At 57.0% G+C, this 17,847-nt stretch carries 16 protein-coding genes and 1 tRNA gene; 7 read left to right on the top strand and 10 right to left on the bottom strand.

Annotated elements, in window-relative coordinates:
- Positions 1-11 precede the first annotated feature (11 nt).
- Genes ACN0WW_RS02375 through ACN0WW_RS02365 form a run of 3 tightly spaced genes read right to left on the bottom strand, consistent with a single transcriptional unit; the run spans position 12 to position 3,360 of the window.
- On the bottom strand, positions 12-692 hold the full coding sequence (locus ACN0WW_RS02375; protein WP_417609014.1) for a TadE/TadG family type IV pilus assembly protein: 681 nt from the start codon (positions 690-692) through the stop codon (positions 12-14).
- A complete protein-coding gene (locus tag ACN0WW_RS02370) occupies positions 689-1,297 on the bottom strand; it encodes a TadE/TadG family type IV pilus assembly protein (RefSeq protein WP_417609012.1) in 609 nt (202 codons plus the stop codon). The genes ACN0WW_RS02375 and ACN0WW_RS02370 overlap by 4 nt, the downstream gene beginning before the upstream one ends.
- Complete coding sequence (locus ACN0WW_RS02365) at positions 1,297-3,360, bottom strand: TadE/TadG family type IV pilus assembly protein (RefSeq protein ID WP_417609010.1); 2,064 nt, start codon at positions 3,358-3,360, stop codon at positions 1,297-1,299. The genes ACN0WW_RS02370 and ACN0WW_RS02365 overlap by 1 nt, the downstream gene beginning before the upstream one ends.
- A gap of 375 nt (positions 3,361-3,735) precedes the next feature.
- Here ACN0WW_RS02365 and ACN0WW_RS02360 point away from each other — a divergent pair, with 375 nt between their 5' ends.
- Positions 3,736-4,185, top strand: coding sequence for a hypothetical protein (locus tag ACN0WW_RS02360; protein ID WP_417609008.1), 450 nt, complete (start codon positions 3,736-3,738; stop codon positions 4,183-4,185).
- 31 nt (positions 4,186-4,216) lie between these two features.
- Positions 4,217-4,690 carry a hypothetical protein gene (locus tag ACN0WW_RS02355; protein WP_417609006.1) on the top strand — a complete coding sequence of 158 codons (474 nt, stop codon included), beginning with the start codon at positions 4,217-4,219 and terminating at the stop codon, positions 4,688-4,690.
- 9 nt (positions 4,691-4,699) lie between these two features.
- On the opposite strand, the gene trmFO is transcribed toward ACN0WW_RS02355, so the two are convergent.
- Positions 4,700-6,052, bottom strand: a complete 1,353-nt coding sequence (trmFO, locus tag ACN0WW_RS02350; RefSeq protein ID WP_417609004.1) for a methylenetetrahydrofolate--tRNA-(uracil(54)-C(5))-methyltransferase (FADH(2)-oxidizing) TrmFO — start codon at positions 6,050-6,052, stop codon at positions 4,700-4,702.
- 96 nt (positions 6,053-6,148) lie between these two features.
- Between trmFO and ACN0WW_RS02345 the strand changes: the two genes are divergently transcribed.
- Positions 6,149-6,829 carry a lysoplasmalogenase gene (locus ACN0WW_RS02345; RefSeq protein WP_417609002.1) on the top strand — a complete coding sequence of 227 codons (681 nt, stop codon included), beginning with the start codon at positions 6,149-6,151 and terminating at the stop codon, positions 6,827-6,829.
- On the opposite strand, the gene ACN0WW_RS02340 is transcribed toward ACN0WW_RS02345, so the two are convergent.
- From ACN0WW_RS02340 to ACN0WW_RS02320, 5 genes are all read right to left on the bottom strand, one after another.
- Entirely contained in the window at positions 6,820-7,662 is an 843-nt protein-coding gene (locus ACN0WW_RS02340; RefSeq protein ID WP_417609000.1) for a TauD/TfdA dioxygenase family protein, read from the bottom strand. The two genes, ACN0WW_RS02345 and ACN0WW_RS02340, sit on opposite strands and share 10 nt — an antisense overlap.
- Before the next feature lie 37 nt (positions 7,663-7,699).
- A complete protein-coding gene (locus tag ACN0WW_RS02335) occupies positions 7,700-8,236 on the bottom strand; it encodes a GNAT family N-acetyltransferase (RefSeq protein ID WP_417608998.1) in 537 nt (178 codons plus the stop codon).
- Complete coding sequence (gyrA, locus tag ACN0WW_RS02330) at positions 8,233-10,920, bottom strand: DNA gyrase subunit A (protein WP_417609726.1); 2,688 nt, start codon at positions 10,918-10,920, stop codon at positions 8,233-8,235. Before gyrA ends, ACN0WW_RS02335 begins: the two co-directional genes overlap by 4 nt.
- 181 nt (positions 10,921-11,101) lie before the next feature.
- Positions 11,102-11,806 carry an SDR family NAD(P)-dependent oxidoreductase gene (locus ACN0WW_RS02325; RefSeq protein WP_417608996.1) on the bottom strand — a complete coding sequence of 235 codons (705 nt, stop codon included), beginning with the start codon at positions 11,804-11,806 and terminating at the stop codon, positions 11,102-11,104.
- Positions 11,803-12,561, bottom strand: coding sequence for a YaaA family protein (locus ACN0WW_RS02320; protein ID WP_417608994.1), 759 nt, complete (start codon positions 12,559-12,561; stop codon positions 11,803-11,805). The genes ACN0WW_RS02325 and ACN0WW_RS02320 overlap by 4 nt, the downstream gene beginning before the upstream one ends.
- Positions 12,562-12,748: 187 nt before the next feature.
- Between ACN0WW_RS02320 and ACN0WW_RS02315 the strand changes: the two genes are divergently transcribed.
- On the top strand, positions 12,749-14,053 hold the full coding sequence (locus tag ACN0WW_RS02315) for a hypothetical protein (protein WP_417608992.1): 1,305 nt from the start codon (positions 12,749-12,751) through the stop codon (positions 14,051-14,053).
- A gap of 47 nt (positions 14,054-14,100) precedes the next feature.
- Here ACN0WW_RS02315 and ACN0WW_RS02310 read toward each other — a convergent pair whose 3' ends face one another.
- The gene (locus ACN0WW_RS02310) at positions 14,101-14,574 is read right to left on the bottom strand and encodes an Lrp/AsnC family transcriptional regulator (protein ID WP_417608990.1); all 474 of its coding nucleotides are present in this window, start codon (positions 14,572-14,574) and stop codon (positions 14,101-14,103) included.
- A gap of 61 nt (positions 14,575-14,635) precedes the next feature.
- Between ACN0WW_RS02310 and ACN0WW_RS02305 the strand changes: the two genes are divergently transcribed.
- From ACN0WW_RS02305 to ACN0WW_RS02295, 3 genes are all read left to right on the top strand, one after another.
- The gene (locus ACN0WW_RS02305) at positions 14,636-16,426 is read left to right on the top strand and encodes a sensor histidine kinase (protein ID WP_417608988.1); all 1,791 of its coding nucleotides are present in this window, start codon (positions 14,636-14,638) and stop codon (positions 16,424-16,426) included.
- A 79-nt stretch (positions 16,427-16,505) separates the two neighbouring features.
- Positions 16,506-17,492 (top strand): polysaccharide deacetylase family protein, encoded by a 987-nt coding sequence (locus ACN0WW_RS02300; protein ID WP_417608986.1) that lies wholly within the window; start codon positions 16,506-16,508, stop codon positions 17,490-17,492.
- A gap of 111 nt (positions 17,493-17,603) precedes the next feature.
- Positions 17,604-17,680: transfer RNA gene (locus ACN0WW_RS02295), tRNA-Ile, on the top strand.
- The last annotated feature ends 167 nt before the right edge of the window (positions 17,681-17,847 follow it).

Here is a 17,847-nt window from a genome sequence, read left to right as displayed (position 1 = left end):
TATAGCGGCATTCAGGTGATGCCGTCATAGGTGGCGCAATCCGAAACCGGCTCGCTGGAACTATGTTTGTATATTTGCGTCAAATCCCGGCGATCGCGCACGTTGAACGCGCTGCGCGAGGTTATTGTGCGGATACTCGTAAATTTGTCCGATATAAGCGGCTTGTAGTCATATGATATTTCCACGAAAATCACAGCCTGGCCGTCTGGTGCGGTGATTTTCGCGCCAGCGGGCCCCATGCCGTCGATCGGGCGCGACGAAGAGTACACCCCGGCCGTCCCGTAGGTAGAAGGATGCACCTTTTTGCCCTTGCATCGCTGCCAATGGATATACTGGCCACCATCACTGTGTTTTTCGAGGCTGCTGATGATGACCCGGCCGCGTTCAAAAATATCGACATAGTTTCCGGCTTGCAGATGCGCGCCCATGAACAGGTCGTTGATTTCACTTTCATAGATTTTCTTGGTCGACAGCAGTGAGCCTTCGCCGATCCGCGACGCGTTATCAGCGACGTGCATCGAGACCTGGTTTACCCGCATCTTGACCATCGCGACATTCGCCACTTCGGCCCCATACATGCCAACGCCCATCAAGATCGGCAGGGCATAGGCGAACTCGATCAGCGCCAGGCCGCTGGTATTGCCCGCGAGCTGGGATAATGTTTCTTTCAGGCGTTTGAATCCGTTCATCATGTACAAGTCTTCGCCTCTCCACGTTCCGATTGCGCACCAAATGGCTGGTTACGGAGCACCGTGCTGGCTTCAATGACTTCCTCTTCCGGCAGCCCGATCATACTGGCCATCGGGAACAGCCGCGGATAGGTCACTCTGACGGTGTACAGGACGGCGTCCTTGGCTTCACCCTGGCCAGCGATGCCTCTGTCTTCGTCCCAGCTGTCATTGCCGTTGGAGTCGTCATAGGGCTCGCCATTGTTGCAGACACCGTCATTGTTGCTGTCGATAAAATCTTCCGGCTGCCCGACCTCGGAGAAACTGCTGTAATTCCGGCGATCAAAGTCGAAACTCGAAATCGGTTCGGCCTGCAGGACGGGGAGCATGAGTTCTTTCACGTGATCGTCGATTGCATTGGCATTGGCAGCGCCGTCATCAAGGCTGGCGTCGCGCGCGGCCTTCTGAACCGAGCCCTGCAAAATGGCGGTTGCGTAAATACGATGGCCGACATCCATCATGCCCATGATCAACAGCAGCAGAACCGGCGATACGAGCGCAAATTCCACCAGTGCCGCGCCAAGCTCATTCTTTTGAAGACCGCGCAATTTCCGGATCAGTCTTGGCATCAGTCGGTCAGTCGCAATTGTGAGATATCATTGGCGATCGTGCGGAAATTATTCAGCAATTCTGCGCTGTTGGCCGCGCTGTAGAATTTTCCGGGGGTGGCGCAATTCTCCAGGTTGGTGATCGAGCTGGAACTGACGCCGTTGCCAAAGGAAACGACCCACAATGTAATATTCTTGTTTTTGATAGCGGAGCACATCGCCAGAAAACGCTTGTTTACCTGCGTGGTAAGATCGCTGCTGGATGGTGCGCTGCTGCTTGAGGTCCGGCGGCGATCATACCACTCAACCCCATAAGAGCTATATTGCGAGTTGCTGGTCACGGTATCGCCATCGGTCATGAAGATCAGATGGCGATCGATCGCCCCCCCGTTATCCGTCGTCGCATTCTCGGACGCGAAGATGCCCGTGGGCGAAAGCAGGCGCGCGCCCCAGATCAAGCCGATATCGTGATAAGTGCTACCGATCGCATCCAGACTGTCGAGATAGCTGTCGAAATCGGCAGGCGTATCCCATCGCTGCAACTTGCGGGCTTCATTGGCACAGAAATAACTGAAATTTCTGCTCAAATTATAAGAGGAGGAGACGGTGCTCGTTGTCCGGCTGTTGTTGTAACCTTCATATCGGCCCCAAACCGCTTCTTCAAGGACAGGCCCCCATTGCGTGTCCGGATCGGCGGAGGTTGGCATGCGGTCGATATCCAGATCGTACGCATTGGTGGGTATCGGGTCGAAATCGTTGGTTCTGACGGTTTTCCGTTCTTCGATACAGCCATCCCACGAAACCCCGGTGTCCAGTCCCTGATCGCCGACCGGAAGGTCTACCGAATCGTTCCAGGTGGATCCGCCGGCCTTCAGACCGCTGATATCGAATGTCACCGGCTTGTAGTCGTAATGGGAAAACACCTGTTGCTGTTCATAGACCGGCGTATTGACCTGCCGGTATTCCCGCCTTTGAAGAAGCGAACGCGTTCTTAGCTTGATGCGGCACCGATCCCGACGGCTGCTATATTGGATGCTGTAGTCATAACGGGTGCCCGTTTCATCGGTGTACCAGCGCAATATTTGTTCGCCGCCAGACATCCATGAGTCTTCCCAGAATCGGCCGCTTTCATTGCCCGACATTTCATCATAATCGTCCGGTTGAAGCGAGTTACACGCATTTTTGTTCCGGACGTTGTAATGCGTTTCTACGGTGCTTCTGCCGCTCCAACCGCCGTCATAGTAAAAGGTGCTGTCATAGACGTAGGGCGTCCCGGCTTGATAATCGACGAGGACATTTTCCAGTCTCGTCATGGCCTCGCGTGACTGGTAGGTCCAGTTGTCCGCCAGAAAATCGTTGGGCAGAAGTTTGCCCACGTTCACGTTGGTGCTGTAGGGGACAAAGCCAAAGCGAAGATGCGCAGTGTTTTCACTGCCTGGCGCCGGGGTTGAACCGCAATCTTCATCGCTGTCCCGTTTTGCCAATGTTTCATAAAAACATTTTACGGCAGAGCGCAGGCCGCGAATGCGGGCGTTTGATGCTTCAACATTGCCATTATTGCCGCAATAGTTTGAGCCGGTATCGGGACAATTCATGGACCCGGTGGTGTCGAGTACGAACATCACGTCGGTATTCGGGATCGCCATGGAGGCATCGCAAACGACGGTGACATCTTTTGTTCCATAGCCGAACATCTGCATCACAGCCATGTCCAGTTTGACCGTCGCGGTGCCCGTTACCGTGCCGGCATTCTCCGAAAAAGCGACCGTATTGTCATAGGAGCTATAGGCGTTGGTATCGAAATTGGCTCTGAACATGTTCAGGGCAGCGGTGTTGGCGGCGTTGTTGTTGGCCGCCCAATAGCCGCCCGCCATCTGGCGTCTGCCAGCGAGCGCGCCGGCATCGCAGGCTTGCTGCAAGCGTGTCTGTACCAGATAAATACGGCTGACATCGACACCGCCACCGATCATTGCGGCCAGAGGGAAAAGCGCCATCGCTGCCATTGCCAGGGTGTTACCGGCCGTGTTCGAACGCAGCTCCTGCAAGAAGGATCTTGCGGATTTGGTTCTGGTTCTGTCAAACATGCTTATGGCCCTTGATCCGTGCGTGCTTTGACGCACTGTTCAATCTGAATTCAGCGTGCCTGATAGCCAGAAAAGGGTTAGCGCCAGACCAATGGCCATGGTTAAAAAGATCTTTACCTTGATTTCGCGCGGAAAAGCATCGACGAGCGCCTGATGCGAGACACAGTTTTACAACTCGATCCGTTTCACAGGCTCGTTCTTGCTTATGCAAAAACGCCTGATCGGTCTCGATATGCACTGTTGTTCGCGCTCGATTCCAGATTTGCTGACGTTATCCGCTCAACAAATGAAATATTGATTGGACAGATGCGGTTAACATGGTGGCGGGACATTTTAACCAAGCCTGCGGCTGAGAGACCGGCGGGGGAGCCACTGGTGGAGCGGATCAATGCGCTGGAAGGGCAGGAGGTGAGTCTCGGCCCGCTGTTGACCTTGCGCGACGGCTGGGAAGTGATGCTTGACGATTTTCCGTGGGATGATCGTCAATTTGACAATTATGCGGACGCGCGGGGCGGCGGATTTTTTGCCATGGCGTTGGGCGAGGACGAACTGCCGGCAGGGGCGTCCTTTGACTATGGCCGCGCCTGGGCGCTGTGGGATTTCGCGCGCCACTGTTCTGATGGCGGGATGCGACAGTCGGCCTTTGGCCGCTGCTCGGAACTGGTCAATCGTCTGCCATCTCCCGATTTTGACAGAAGCGGACGACCGCTCTCAATCCTCTGCAAACTGATGGTCCGGGATGTTAGCAAAGGTCAACTGACTGCCGATCTTTACAATCCGGCCAGCGCTGGGCGCATCATCTGGCACGGGATAACCGGTCGCTAGATCGACGGTCGCATGGTTGCGGATTTCGCCTATGAAGAGATTTGCCGCCGGTGCTGCCGGCATATTGCTGTTGATGACTGCGGGCCTTTTTCTGTGGATCGGCGCGCAGGGGCAGGACGTTCCGATCCCCGAAGCGCCCCCGCCACCACAATCGGCTGAACCCGACAGCCTGCCCGAAGCGGATCTCGATGAGCAGACGGTCGGGCCAGCGCCGCCGACGCCGCCCGAGGCCTATAAGGCATCCCGGGAAGAATTGCGGTTCAACCGCTATGACCGCAATCGCGACGAAATTATCACCCGGCTGGAAATGATGAGCAGCCGCACGGACGCCTTCCGCAAGCTCGACAAGGACGGCAACAATCTGCTGACGTTTGAGGAGTGGGCGGTGGCGACCAGTGACAAATTTGCCGGAGCCGACGGTGACAACAATGGTCAGCTGACCCGTACCGAGTTCCGTACCACGCGGCCCAAGCGCAAACGCTCCAAGCCGCGCTGCAAATGCTAGCGCTTTGCTTCAGGCGAGTTGCAGCCCCTTGGTCGACAGCGGTTGCAACCAATGCGCGAAATCGGCGCGCGCGCGGGCCGTGTACGCTTCCTTGCGCTCTTTCTTTTTCACGCGCTGTTCGAACGGCGGAAAGAGGCCAAAGTTGACGTTCATCGGCTGATAATCGCGGGCATCGGCACCGCCGGTGATATGCGAGAGTAGCGCGCCGAACGCGGTTGTCTGCGGGGGCAGAGTGAAGGGTTCACCGCGGACCTCTGCAGCGACCATACGGCCAACCATCAGGCCGACCGCTGCACTTTCGACATAGCCTTCGCAACCGGTGATCTGACCGGCAAAACGAATGTGCGGTGCCTTTTTCAGGCGTAGTTGCTGGTCGAGCAATTTGGGCGCGTTGATGAACGTGTTGCGATGCAGACCGCCCATGCGCGCGAACTCCGCCTTTTCCAGGCCGGGTATGGTGCGCAGCAATTCAGCCTGGGCGCCATATTTGAGCTTGGTCTGGAAACCGACCATGTTCCAAAGGGTTCCGAGCGCATTGTCCTGCCGCAGCTGGACCACGGCATAGGCGCTTTCGCCGGTATGGGCATTGGTCAGTCCGACTGGTTTCATTGGTCCAAAGCGCAATGTTTCCGGGCCGCGTGAGGCCATGACCTCGATCGGCATGCAGCCTTCGAAATAGGGGGTGTCCTTTTCCCATTGCTTGAAGTCGGTCTTTTCGCCGTCGAGCAATCCCTGAATGAAGGCTTCATATTGTTCGCGGGTCATCGGGCAGTTGATATAGTCCTTGCCGTCACCTTCCGGCCCGACCTTGTCCCAGCGCGACTGCATCCAGGCGATATCCATGTCGATGCTGTCCTTGTAGACAATCGGCGCGATGGCATCGAAAAAGGCGAGGGAATCTTCGCCCGTCGCTGCGCCGATGCTTTCCGCAAGAGTCATGGCGGTCAGAGGACCCGTGGCGACGATGGTCAGTCCGCTCTCGGGCAACTGATCGACCCGCTCGCGTATAATTTCAATATTGGGATGTTCGGTCAGGCGTTTGGTTACGCCGTCGGAGAAGTGGTCCCGGTCGACCGCCAGCGCCGAGCCAGCGGGCAGACGATGCTGGTCGCCTTCACCGATGATGATCGAATTCAGGTCGCGCATTTCCTGGTGCAGAAGACCGACCGCATTTTTCTCGGCATCGTCCGAACGGAAACTGTTCGAGCATACCAGTTCCGCCAGACCCTCGGTCTGGTGCGCAGGAGTCATTTCGCCGCTGCCGCGCATCTCGGACAGGCGTACTTTTACGCCCTGTTCCGCAAGTTGCCAGGCTGCTTCCGATCCGGCGAGGCCGCCGCCAATGATATGTACATCTGTCATGCGCGCCTTAGTGTTGTGGTAAGACCTCAATGTCAATCTGGCAGTCGCACTTGTTGCGTGATAGGGGCCAAGCAGAAGAGGGGCGATAATAATCCGATGAAAAATGCATTTGCCGAATCCCGGCCTTTTCTGATGCTGAGCCTGTTGTTTGGGATCAGCTATTTTTTCGTCAAGGACAGCAATATTCCCGGCGTCTTCCTGATTGCGTGGAAGGGAGCCGGTGTCGGCTGGCTAGCTGTCTATGCTCTCACGCGGCTGCACCGCCTAGACGGAAAGATTGTCGGTGCGATCATGGCGCTGGGTGCGATCGGCGATATGGCTCTGGAGTTCGATCTGGTGCTGGGCGCCGGCGCTTTCATGATTGGCCATTTGGTGGCGATCCTGTTCTATTCCCGCTATCGTCGGCACAGGCTGGGCTTCAGTCAGAAGATGCTGGCAATTATCATGGTGCCTTTATCTGTCTTCATCGCCTGGACCTTGCCCTCTGACCGGTCGGAAGCGATCGGCGTTGGCATTTATTGTCTTTCGGTTGCGGCGATGGCGGCAATGGCCTGGACCAGTCGCTTTTCCCGCTATCAGGTCGGCACCGGAGCAATGATGTTCCTGATTTCCGACCTGCTGATCTTTGCCCGGATGGGGCCGCTGGAGACCAGCGTGATCCCCGATCTGCTCGTCTGGCCACTCTATTATTTCGGCCAGTTCATGATCGCGACCGGCATCGTGCGAACCTTGCGCCACGAGATGGCTGCGGACAGCGCCGACCCGGTTCAGGGCTGATAGGCGGCGATTGTTGTGCGGTGGAGCAAGCGGTCATGACCGTCATAGCCGCCGGTCGCACGGTGCAGAACCGAGCGATTGTCCCACATGACCAGCATATCGGGCTGCCACTGGTGGCGATAGACAAATTCTTCGCGGCTTTGCCAGGCGTATAGCTGCTGCAGCAAGGGCAGGGCTTCCTCCTGCGCGATGCCATCAAAGCCGATGATATAGCCCATGCAGCTGAACAGGCCGAGGCGTCCGGTTTCGCGATGTTCGCGGATCAGGGGATGGGTCTGCGTTTCGCGGGCCGATTCGTGTGGGCGGATGGCCATGCTGCGGCCCTCGTCCTTTTCGCCATAAGCGCCATCCGGTGCATAAGCCATTTGCGCACTGTGGATCGCGGTCAGGCCTTCATATTGTTTGCGCATGTCGGGCGGCATCGCCTCGAGCGCCTTGTGCTGATCGGCGAACAAAGTGTCGCCGCCCACTGGCGGGATGGTGATCCCGAGCAAGCAGGTGCCGGCTGGCGGATGCGCCTGAAAGCTCCAGTCGCTGTGCCAGTTTTCGGCAAATAGCGGGCTTTTCTCATCGGCATCGCGGCGGATTGCGGCGATATGTTGGCGGCCTTCTATCGGATCGAAAAACGGATCGTTGCCGAAGTCGCCAAAATATCGGGTGAAGCGTTCCAGATCATCGTCTGTCATGGCCTGATCCGGGAAGGACAGGACATGATGGTCCAGCCATGCGGTCCGAATGGCATCAACGGTTTTATCGGGCAGTGGTTCGGTGAGATCCACTCCCGTCACAATCGCACCGCAGGCTTGACCAGATGGGGTAATATGGATCGTCATCGAACGTTCCTTCCGAATTCAGGTGCGCTGGGACATTTCACCAGGGCAGTCCGCAGAGGTCTATATCGGCAGTTCGTTTCGCCTGTTCTGCCAGCGGCAAGACCATCACATTGCGAAACACAAACGGCCCGGTTTTGCCATGCTGCTCCACCACCATATCGCCCTCGAACAGCGACCAGCCCAATTTGCTGTAGAAGCCGACGTTGTGATCTTCACAGAACAGCAGGGCGAAGGCACACTTGGCCTCGGTCCGCAGCAATTGCATCACATGCAACATCACCTGTTTGCCATATCCCTGTCCCTGATGATCGGGATCGGTCATTACCCCGCCAATGCCGGCGACGCGCATCATTGTTCCGTCGCACGATATTTCGCGTTCGTGAATGCCTGCTACTGCGACGACCTGGTCATCAACATAAAGCAAGACCCGGCGCTGGGCAGCCGACCACTCAATCCCGTGCATCGGCGTATTGACGAGCTTTTCCGGCGGATAGATCCGCTCCCGCATGGCAGCTATTTCAGGCCAGCTCTGCGCGCCATCTTTCACCAGGAAGAGGGGCGCGCTGTTCGTCATGTTTCTGAATCATCGCTCCGCATGTCGCTCGCACCCTGATCCTGAGAAGGTTCTTCGGCTGCCAATTCCTCAGCGATCATCGCTTCGGCCTCGTTTTCCGGTTCTTCTTCCTCGTCAATCTTGGCAGCGCCGACGACATGTTCGCCCTTGGCGACATCGAACAGTTTGACGCCCGAGCTGTTCCGTCCGATCACCCGCATATCTGCGACCTTCATCCGGATCAGTTTGGCCTGATCGGTGACCAGCATGACCTGTTCATCGTCGCTTGCCCGGAAACTGGCGACGACGGTGCCATTGCGCTTGATATTATCGATATTCAGAATGCCCTGACCGCCGCGGCCCGACTGCCGATATTCATAAGCGCTGGAGCGTTTGCCGTAGCCATTGGCGCAGACGGTGAGAATGAAATCTTCGGTTTCACTGAATTCCGCCATCCGTTCCGGTGAAAGCTCGGGTTCGTTTTCATTATCTTTCCACGGCGCGGCTCTGAGATATTGATCCCGTTCCTCGGTCGACGCTTCAAAACTGCGCAGGACCGACAGCGAAATGACCTCGTCATCGCCTTTCAGCGCGATACCGCGGACACCGGTGGAGGTACGGCTCTGGAAAGAACGCACCGCATCGCCGGCGAAGCGGATCGCCTTGCCATTCCTGGTGGCGAGCAGGACATCATCATTATCAGTCAGCAGTTCGACGCCGATCAGGCGGTCGTCGCTGTCCTCGTCAAATTTCATCGCGAATTTGCCGTTCGACGGTACATTGGTGAAGCTGTCCATGCTGTTGCGACGGACGCCGCCTTTGGCCGTGGCAAACATGACGTGCAGGTCCGCCCATTCCGCCTCGTCTTCCGGCAGTGGCAAGACCGTCGAAATGACTTCACCATCGGCCAGCGGCAACAGGTTGACCATTGGGCGGCCCTTGGTCTGTGGGCCGCCTTCCGGCAGTTTCCAGACCTTGAGCCGATAGACTTTCCCGTGAGAGGAGAAGAACAGCACCGGCGTGTGGGTCGAGGTGACGAACAATTCGGTGATCGCATCCTCGTCCTTGGTCGCCATGCCGGCGCGTCCCTTGCCGCCGCGGCGCTGGGCCCGGAATGTGTCGAGCGGCGTCCGCTTGATATAGCCGCCATGGGTGACGGTCACGACCATCTCAGACCGTTCCATCAGATCTTCGTCTTCCAGACCGTCCCAGGCAGCGGTGATTTCAGACAGGCGCGGGGTCGCGAATTCATCGCGCACCTGTTCCAGCTCTTCGCGCATCACTGCATAGAGTTTCGCGCGGTCCGCCAAAATCGCAAGATATTCCTCGATCGCGGCAGCCAGTTCCTTCAGCTCGTCACCGATTTCTTCGCGGCCAAGGGCGGTCAGTTTCTGCAGGCGGAGATCGAGGATCGCTTTTACCTGCACCTGAGACAATTTGTAGGTGTCGCCTTCGATGTCCGTTTCCGTCGCCTCGACCAGCCTGATATAGGGCGCGATCTCGGCAATGGGCCATTCGCGCCGCAACAGGGATTCGCGCGCCTCAACCGGGGTTGCCGACCCCCTGATGATCCGGACAACCTCGTCCATATTGGTGACCGCAACGACCAGACCGAGCAAGATATGGGCCCGCTCGCGCGCCTTGGTCAGCTCAAATTTGGTGCGACGGGTGATGACCTCTTCGCGAAATTTGATAAAGGCTTCGATGATGTCGCGCAGCGTCAGCACCTCTGGTCGTCCGCCGCGAATGGCGAGCATATTGGCCGGGAAGCTGGCCTGGGCAGGGGTGAAGCGCCAGATCTGGTTCAGTACCACCTCGGCGGTTGCGTCGCGTTTCAGTTCGATCACAACGCGTACACCGGCCCGGCTGGATTCATCGCGAATGTCGGAGACACCCTCGATCCGCTTGTCCTTGGCCGCTTCCGCGATTTTTTCGACCAGACTGGACTTGCCGACCTGGAACGGAATCGAGGTCAGCACGATCGAACGCTTGTCGCCGCGGCCTTCCTCGATCTCGTGCCGTGCGCGCATGATGATGGAGCCGCGGCCATCCTTATAGGCTGCGCGGGCGCCGGATTGTCCCAGGATCAGCGGTGCCGTCGGGAAATCGGGGCCGGGCACGATTTCGATCAGCTCGTCGGTGGTGATGCCGGGATTGTCGATATAGGCAAGGCTGGCGTTGATTACTTCGCCGAGATTGTGCGGCGGAATGTTGGTGGCCATGCCGACCGCGATGCCGCCTGCGCCATTGACCAGCAGGTTGGGGAAACGGGCAGGGAGCACATTGGGCTCCTGCCGGCTGCCATCATAGTTGGGAATGAAATCGACGGTATCCTTGTCGAGATCGTTGAGCAAGAAATTGGAGACCTTGTTGAGCCGTGCCTCGGTATATCGCATCGATGCCGGCATGTCCGGGTCCATCGAGCCGAAATTGCCCTGGCCGTCGATCAGCGGCACCCGCATCGACCAGTCCTGGGTCATGCGGGCCAGTGCCATGTAGATCGCGCTGTCGCCATGGGGGTGATAATTGCCCATCACGTCACCGACGATCTTCGCGCATTTGCGATAGGGACGTCCGGCGACCATGCCGCCTTCCTGGGCGGCAAACAAAATGCGGCGATGAACCGGCTTCAGGCCGTCGCGCACATCGGGTAGCGCCCGGCTGACAATAACCGACATGGCATAGTCCATGTAGCTGGTTTTCATCTCATCGACGATGTCGATCGATTCGATATTGGACGGCGACGGTGGGGTGGTTTGTTCGTTCACAAACGGGCCTTTTTTATGGTTTTTTTCTTGTCGGCTCTTCTAGGGGAAGGAGGCAGCAAAAGCCAGCCTTTCGGGCCAGTTTTACATTATTATTACAGGGCCGAATTGCGCTCGTGGATCAGGGTTGGATTTCGGTCCCGTCCCAGGCGAACAGTTTGCCGCTATCGGCTGGTTTCAGGCCCTTCAGGACGGTCAGAAGCTGGCGCGCTGCGCGCTGCGAATCAAATAATTGTCCATCGGGGACATTGCTCTGGAACGGTTCGCTCAGCGCCGTGTCCACGGTTCCCGGATGCAGCGCCACGATGATCGAATTTGCGTTCTTGCGAGACCATTCGATCGACAGGTTACGGATCATCATGTTGAGCGCAGCCTTTGATGTGCGATAGCCGTACCAGCCGCCGAGGCGATTGTCCGAAATGCTGCCAACCCGGGCCGAGAGTGCTGCGAATCTTATCCGATCGTTCCGGTCCATAAGCGGCAGAAAATGCTTGGCGACGAGTGCCGGTCCGACTGCATTTATCTGATAGTTTTGCACTAGCCAGTCGGAATCCAGCTGACGAAGGCTCTTTTCAGGCCCTCGCGAGCCGTCGTGCAGCAAGCCCGTGGCCACAAACACCATGGACGGCGAGAGCTTGTTATCCTTCATCCACGCGGCGGCGTCCCGGATGCTGGACTCCGAGGACAGGTCGAGGGAGACGGGACTTTCGGCGGAACGGGAAAATCTGATTACGCGGTCGAAATGGCCATCGGTTTCCAGCGTATCAGCGATGGCTGCGCCGATGCCGCCGGTTGCGCCGATGACGACGGCCGTCTTTCCGCTCATGTGCGAAGAAAGCGGAGACTGTCTTCCGTGCTGCTTTCGGCATCAAATCGGTAGCCGTCGTAGTCAAATCCCTTGAGCATTTCCGGGTCGGTCAGATGGTTCTCGCAGATATAGCGTGCGATCATGCCCCGCGCTCGCTTGGCCTCGAAACTGATGAATTTGGGGCCATCGGGGCTGTCCTTGCGGAAATCCACTTCGATAACCCGTGCCGGCAGTTCTGCCAGATGAGGCTTGACCGATGCCCAATATTCGTTGCTCGCCAGGTTGACTATGGTTTCGCTGCCGATCTGCTCCAGATCGCTGGCCAACGCTTTGGCAATCTTGTCCTTCCAGAAATCGGTCAGCTTCTTATAGCGGGGTGCCCATTTTGTGCCCATTTCGAGCCGATGGGGGCGAATGGGATCCAGCGGGCGCAGCAGCCCGTATAGGCCCGACAATATGCGCAAATGATCCTGGGCGAATGCCATGGTCTCTTCACCCGCGCTGCCCGCTTCGAAGCCGGTATAGACGTCACCATTATAGGCGTAGATCGCGGGGCGTTCCGGCTGATCGAAAAACGCGCTGTACCGCTGCCGGTTCAGGGCGATTAGATTGTCTGAGACCGGCATGATCGATTTCAGCTTTTTGACGGTCAGATTTCCGATCGCTTTGGCCAGTTTCTCTGTTTCGTCGGGAAAGCGATTTTCCGATGGCTGGACAGCCGGAATGGCGGATTCGAAATCCAGCGATTTGGCGGGGGAAATAATTGCAATCACGCGACTCTACCTCTTTATAAGACCCAGAACAGCCTCTGGTGGATCAGGGAGACAGCTGTTCAACCTCTATTCAGCGGATTCACCCTAGAAAAGCGATGAAAGCTTGGTAATAGGGCCAAGACTGTGTGGTGCAACCATATTCCGGGGAACCCGTTTCTCCCAAATAATAATCATCCGGAGGATATTCATGCGTTTTTTATCTCATTTTTCCATGGCCGTAGCGTTGGCAACCGCTGGCACGATAGCGGTCACGGCATTGCCACAGGACGCCCATGCCGCGAAGAAGAAAAAGGACAAGGGCGGCGGCGTTGAGATCAGCAAGGAAGTGAGGCCAAAAGTGGCCGAAATCCAGGCGGCCATGGCGACTGATACGCCAGCCACTGCGAAGCCGCTGGTCGAAGCTCTGCTGGCTGAAAACCTGGCACCCGATGACCGCTTTGTCGCGGGACAGCTGGCCATTCAGCTTGGCGGTGCCCTGAAAGACACGTCTTTGCAGGAAAAAGGCATTCTGGCGTCGCTCGACAGCGGAAAAACTGCCGCTGAGCAATTGCCGGCATTCAACTTCTTTGCCGGTAATTTTGCCTATGGCGCAGAGCGTTGGGCAGACGCTGCCAAATATTTTCAGGCAGCCTATGACCTCGGATATCGTGCAAATAATATCGAACCGCTGCTGGCCGAGACATACTTCAAGCGGAACATGCCTGTAGAAGGCTTGGCAAAATGGGACCAGATTATCAGCAACGCCAATGCCACTGGCACAAAGGCTCCTGAATCCTGGTATCGCCTGGCCCGAGACCGTTCGCTGGCGACCAAGGACAAGAACCTCTACGCGACATGGGCTGCAAAATGGGCTGGTGCCTATCCGAGCGGTGATTCCTGGGGCGACGCGATCGCTGCAAGTCGCTGGACGGCACAGGCTGACAGCATCCAAAATCTTGAAGTGTTGCGCTTCATGAAAGCGACCGACTCTCTCAAAACGACCCGTGACTACAAGGAATTCGCTGAAGAAGCTCAGCGCAAGAACCTGTTTGGGGAAGTTGCTGCCGTGCTCAATGACGGTAAGCAGAAAGGCGTCATCAGCGCCGACAGCCCGCTGATCGCTGAGGTGCTGGTACCGGCAGAGCGGCAGCTGTCTTCTGACCGGGCATCTTTGCCTTCGCAGCCTTCCGGGGTTAGCGGCTCCGGGAGCAGTTCGGTAATGATGAACTTTGCGGATGTGTGGCTTGGTTATAAGGATTATGACAAGGCTGTCGCTTTTTATGAGGCAGGGCTTGCCAAGCCGGGTGCTGACATCAATCGCGGCTATATCGGAATTGGCACCGCACAAGCCTATGCTGGCAATATGACGGCGGCGAAACAGGCCTTTGACAAGGTTTCCGGGGAACGCGCACCGCTGGCGGCGATGTGGGAGACGTGGATTGACCAGCAATCCGCTCCGGCACCGGCACCAGCTCCTGAAGCAGCCGCGACGGACGCTGAACCGGCAAGCTGATCCTGTTGATCTACTGGTTGAGAAAAGGGCGCCTTGGGCGCCCTTTTTTATTCCTGAATGGGCACGCCGGGCAGATGCTTGGCCGACCGAATGGTGAGCGAAGTCTTGACGCTGGCGACATTGGGTGCAGAGGTTAGCTGGCTGGTCAAAAAACTTTGAAATTGTTGAAGGTCTTTTGCTACCACCTTCAGTATGAAATCGATTTCACCGTTCAACATATAGCATTCGCGCACTTCTGGAAGTTTTTGCACATGATCTTCAAACGCTTTCAGATCCGCTTCGGCCTGACTCTTCAAGCTGACCATTGCGAAAACCGTGATGGTGTAACCCATTTTGGCCGGATCGATCGCAGCATGATAGGAGTTGATCACGCCTTCCTCTTCCAGCGCGCGCATCCGGCGAAGACAGGGCGGGGCCGTCAGGCCAACGCTGTTCGCGAGTTCCACATTAGTAACCCGCCCATCATCCTGCAGCCGCTGCAGGATTTTCAGATCGATTTCGTCAAGGTTTGTATCAGCCATAGAGATGTAATATCCGTTCGCGAGTCATTTGATCGTTATAATATAATAAGGGCGGCAAGCAATGCTTTCTCCTTTGTCCCACATTGTGACGAGAGATTTTCACCGCTTCCTGTCACAGACCGAAAGGGTTATCGGCCAGTTAACAATTGGAAAAGCCAACGACTTCCGGGATATCACATTGCGCTTCGATGACCGTCTGACCACCGTGCTCAAGGGGAGCCTGCCGGAAGGCCGAGGAGCCGCAACCCAGTGGCGGCAAGTTATCGATCTGCTGGCACAGAAACCGGGCGATCTGGCTAATCAGGACGTTCAGGCGGGTCTAACAAGACTGCGCGATCTGCATGACCGGGTGTCTGAACAGGACCGTCTGGCTGCCGTGCAATCGCTGAACGGCCGACTGCGCTCGGCTCCGTTGCTGGTCTATTTGACTGCCGATAGTGATGCTATTTGCGATGCGGCGATGGCGGCCGCTGACCTGTCTCCGGAAATCTACGAAGACGCGTTTCCCAGGCTTTCCCGGCGGGCGCAGGAGCGTTTGCTATCGCAAGGTTTCACAGCGTCCGAGCAAGTTGAGGAAGAGGCGCCTGATACGGTTGAGGAGCCAGAACCGACCGACATCAGCCTCCCGGAAGAGGCGGCAGCAAACGATATAGCTGCTGACGATCCCGGTGAACCGGCGGAGCGGGTCGCCGAATCCCAGATCAGTGCGCTGGTGGAAAAAATTGCGGACTATCAGAAAAACCGTTCGGTCGAGGCGCTGAGCGAAACCAGTGACGAGCGCGGCATCCCAGGTCTGTCGCTGGAATCGCTTGAGACCATCCGGTTTGAAACCGATGAAACCGGAACCATCGTTTGGACCGAAGGGCCTCCGAAAGGGGCTATCGTAGGGGTTACCATCGCTCAACCCGCCTTTGATGACGGGCCCGGCCCGGACGCATATGGCGCGGCAGCTTTCCGTCAGCGGATGCCGATGGAAAATGCCCGGATGCGGCTCTGTGGAGCGGCCATTATCGTCGGCAACTGGCGCATGAGCGCGATACCCTATTTCAGCGAAGAAACCGGACGGTTCGAAGGCTATCGGGGCATCATGCGCCGGCCCAACGTGGCAGAAGATGCCCGGCATGACGGTATTGACGTGGAGCGCCGCGAGCAGCTTCAGCAACTGATTCACGAACTGCGGACCCCGCTGAATGCGGTGATCGGTTTTAGCGAGATCATCGAGCAGCAGCTGTTTGGACCGGCGTCCTACGAATATCGGTCTCTGGCGCGCAATATCATGGATGAAGCGCGCCGTTTGCTGGCCGGTTTCGAAGATCTCGACATCGCCGTGAAGGTGGATTCCGGACAATTGCCCGAGTCCAACGGCACGGCGAAGGCGGACTGGCTGTTCGAGCGGATGAGTCAACGCCTGCAAGGGCTGACGCAAAGCAAATCGGTAGAGCTGAACATCAGCAAGGCCGAGCCGGTGCGCCCCTTTGCTCTGGACGGCGAATCGCTCGAGCGGATCTACGCGCGCTTGCTGTCTGCCGCGATTATCTCCTGCGAGAATGGCGAGACCCTGAAGGGGGAACTGAGAACGCGGATCGGATTGCAGCCAACCAACCAGTTCACCTTGTCGCGCCCGTCCCGCATCAAGGGCGTAGCGGAAAATGTCTTGCTCGATCCATCGCAGGGTATCGAAGGGGAGGGCGGCGAATCATCGCTGCTCGGTCTCGGCTTTTCGCTCCGTCTGGTGCGCAATCTGGCGCAGTCGGTGGGCGGCTCCCTGACGATCCACGAAGACAACATTGCCTTGACGCTGCCAGCAGCGACCACTAGCAAAATTCAAATTCGGGAAACGGAATCGGATTAATTTGCGGTTTCTCAAATGGTTTTGAGACATTTGTGGCAAGATAGAGGTGACGGAGATTTCTGCGCAGGATCATCAGCCGATGAAAATCCGAAAACCGGATCGTCATGTCAAATGGCCGGAGCAATTTGGCAGACGCTTTCTTATAACGATCGACACCGAAGAAGAATTTGACTGGAACGCGCCTTTCCAGAGCAGCGGCCACACGACGGTCTCGGCGGCCAAACTGCAGGAATTTCAGACTTTCGCCGAAACATATGGTGTCAAACCGATCTATTTTGTCGACTATGCGATTATCGAGGATGACGCGGCTTCCGCATTTCTAAAGACCGTTACCGAGCAGCAAACCGCTCTGGTCGGTGTTCATTTGCATCCGTGGGTCAATCCGCCTTTCGAAGAAGAGGTCAACGTTCACAACAGCTTTGCCGGTAATTTGCCGAAAGCGCTGGAAGAGCAAAAGCTTGTCATTTTGCGCGATGCGATCCGGGACAAAATCGGTGTTGCCCCGACCATTTTTCGTGCCGGCCGCTATGGCATGGGGCCGCATACGATGGAGCTCCTGATAAAGCACGGCTTTGTGCTGGACAGCAGTATCCGGCCAATGTTCGATTACAGCGAGCAGGGCGGCCCTGATTTCCTCGCGGTCGGATCGGAGCCCTTCTGGTGGAATGATGACAAACGGCTGCTCGAAGTGCCGCTGACCACGGTCTATTCGGGGCTGCTGCGCAAACAGGCGGGACTGGCCGCAGCGATCATGGAAAAATATCCTCTGGCCAACGCCTTATTGTCGCGCAGCAAGATGCTGGAACGAATCCCGCTGACGCCCGAAGGCGTTTCGGCCCGGGAAACGAAAGAAGCGATTGATGTCGCGCTGGACGATGACTTGCAATTGCTGGTTTTTTCCTTCCATTCGCCCTCTTTGTCTCCCGGTTACACGCCCTATGTGCGCACACAGGCGGATCTGGACGAATTTTACGACTGGTGGCGCGACGTGCTTGCGCATCTCCAGACAAGAAACGTCAGGCCGCTGGAAATCGGCGAGTTGATCACCGCTGCGGGCGGCGTTTAGTCGATCATTGCGGCGAATGACACGATTCGCGTTGATCGTTCTTGCCAAATCATCACAGCTTCCGCTATCGGACCATCCCAGTGAGATTTGCCTGAAAAAAGCTGCTCATACGGGCCTGTAGCTCAGTTGGTTAGAGCTGGCCGCTCATAACGGCTAGGTCGGGGGTTCGAGTCCCTCCGGGCCCACCATATCTTTATATTGCCGAGAATAGTGGCCCTTCGGGGCGGCGGCAAAAAGAAGCGTGAAAAACCCTTTGCTTTTCCGAAAAGCACCGCCTAGGGGAAGCGCGCGTCGGGGAGTGGCGCAGCCTGGTAGCGCACCTGTTTTGGGTACAGGGGGTCGCAGGTTCAAATCC

Origin of the sequence: Parasphingorhabdus sp., assembly GCF_048269865.1 — a bacterium.
In the GTDB taxonomy this organism is placed as follows: domain Bacteria; phylum Pseudomonadota; class Alphaproteobacteria; order Sphingomonadales; family Sphingomonadaceae; genus Parasphingorhabdus.
Note: the sequence above shows the minus strand (reverse complement) of the source record. Positions and strands in the feature narration are given on the sequence as shown.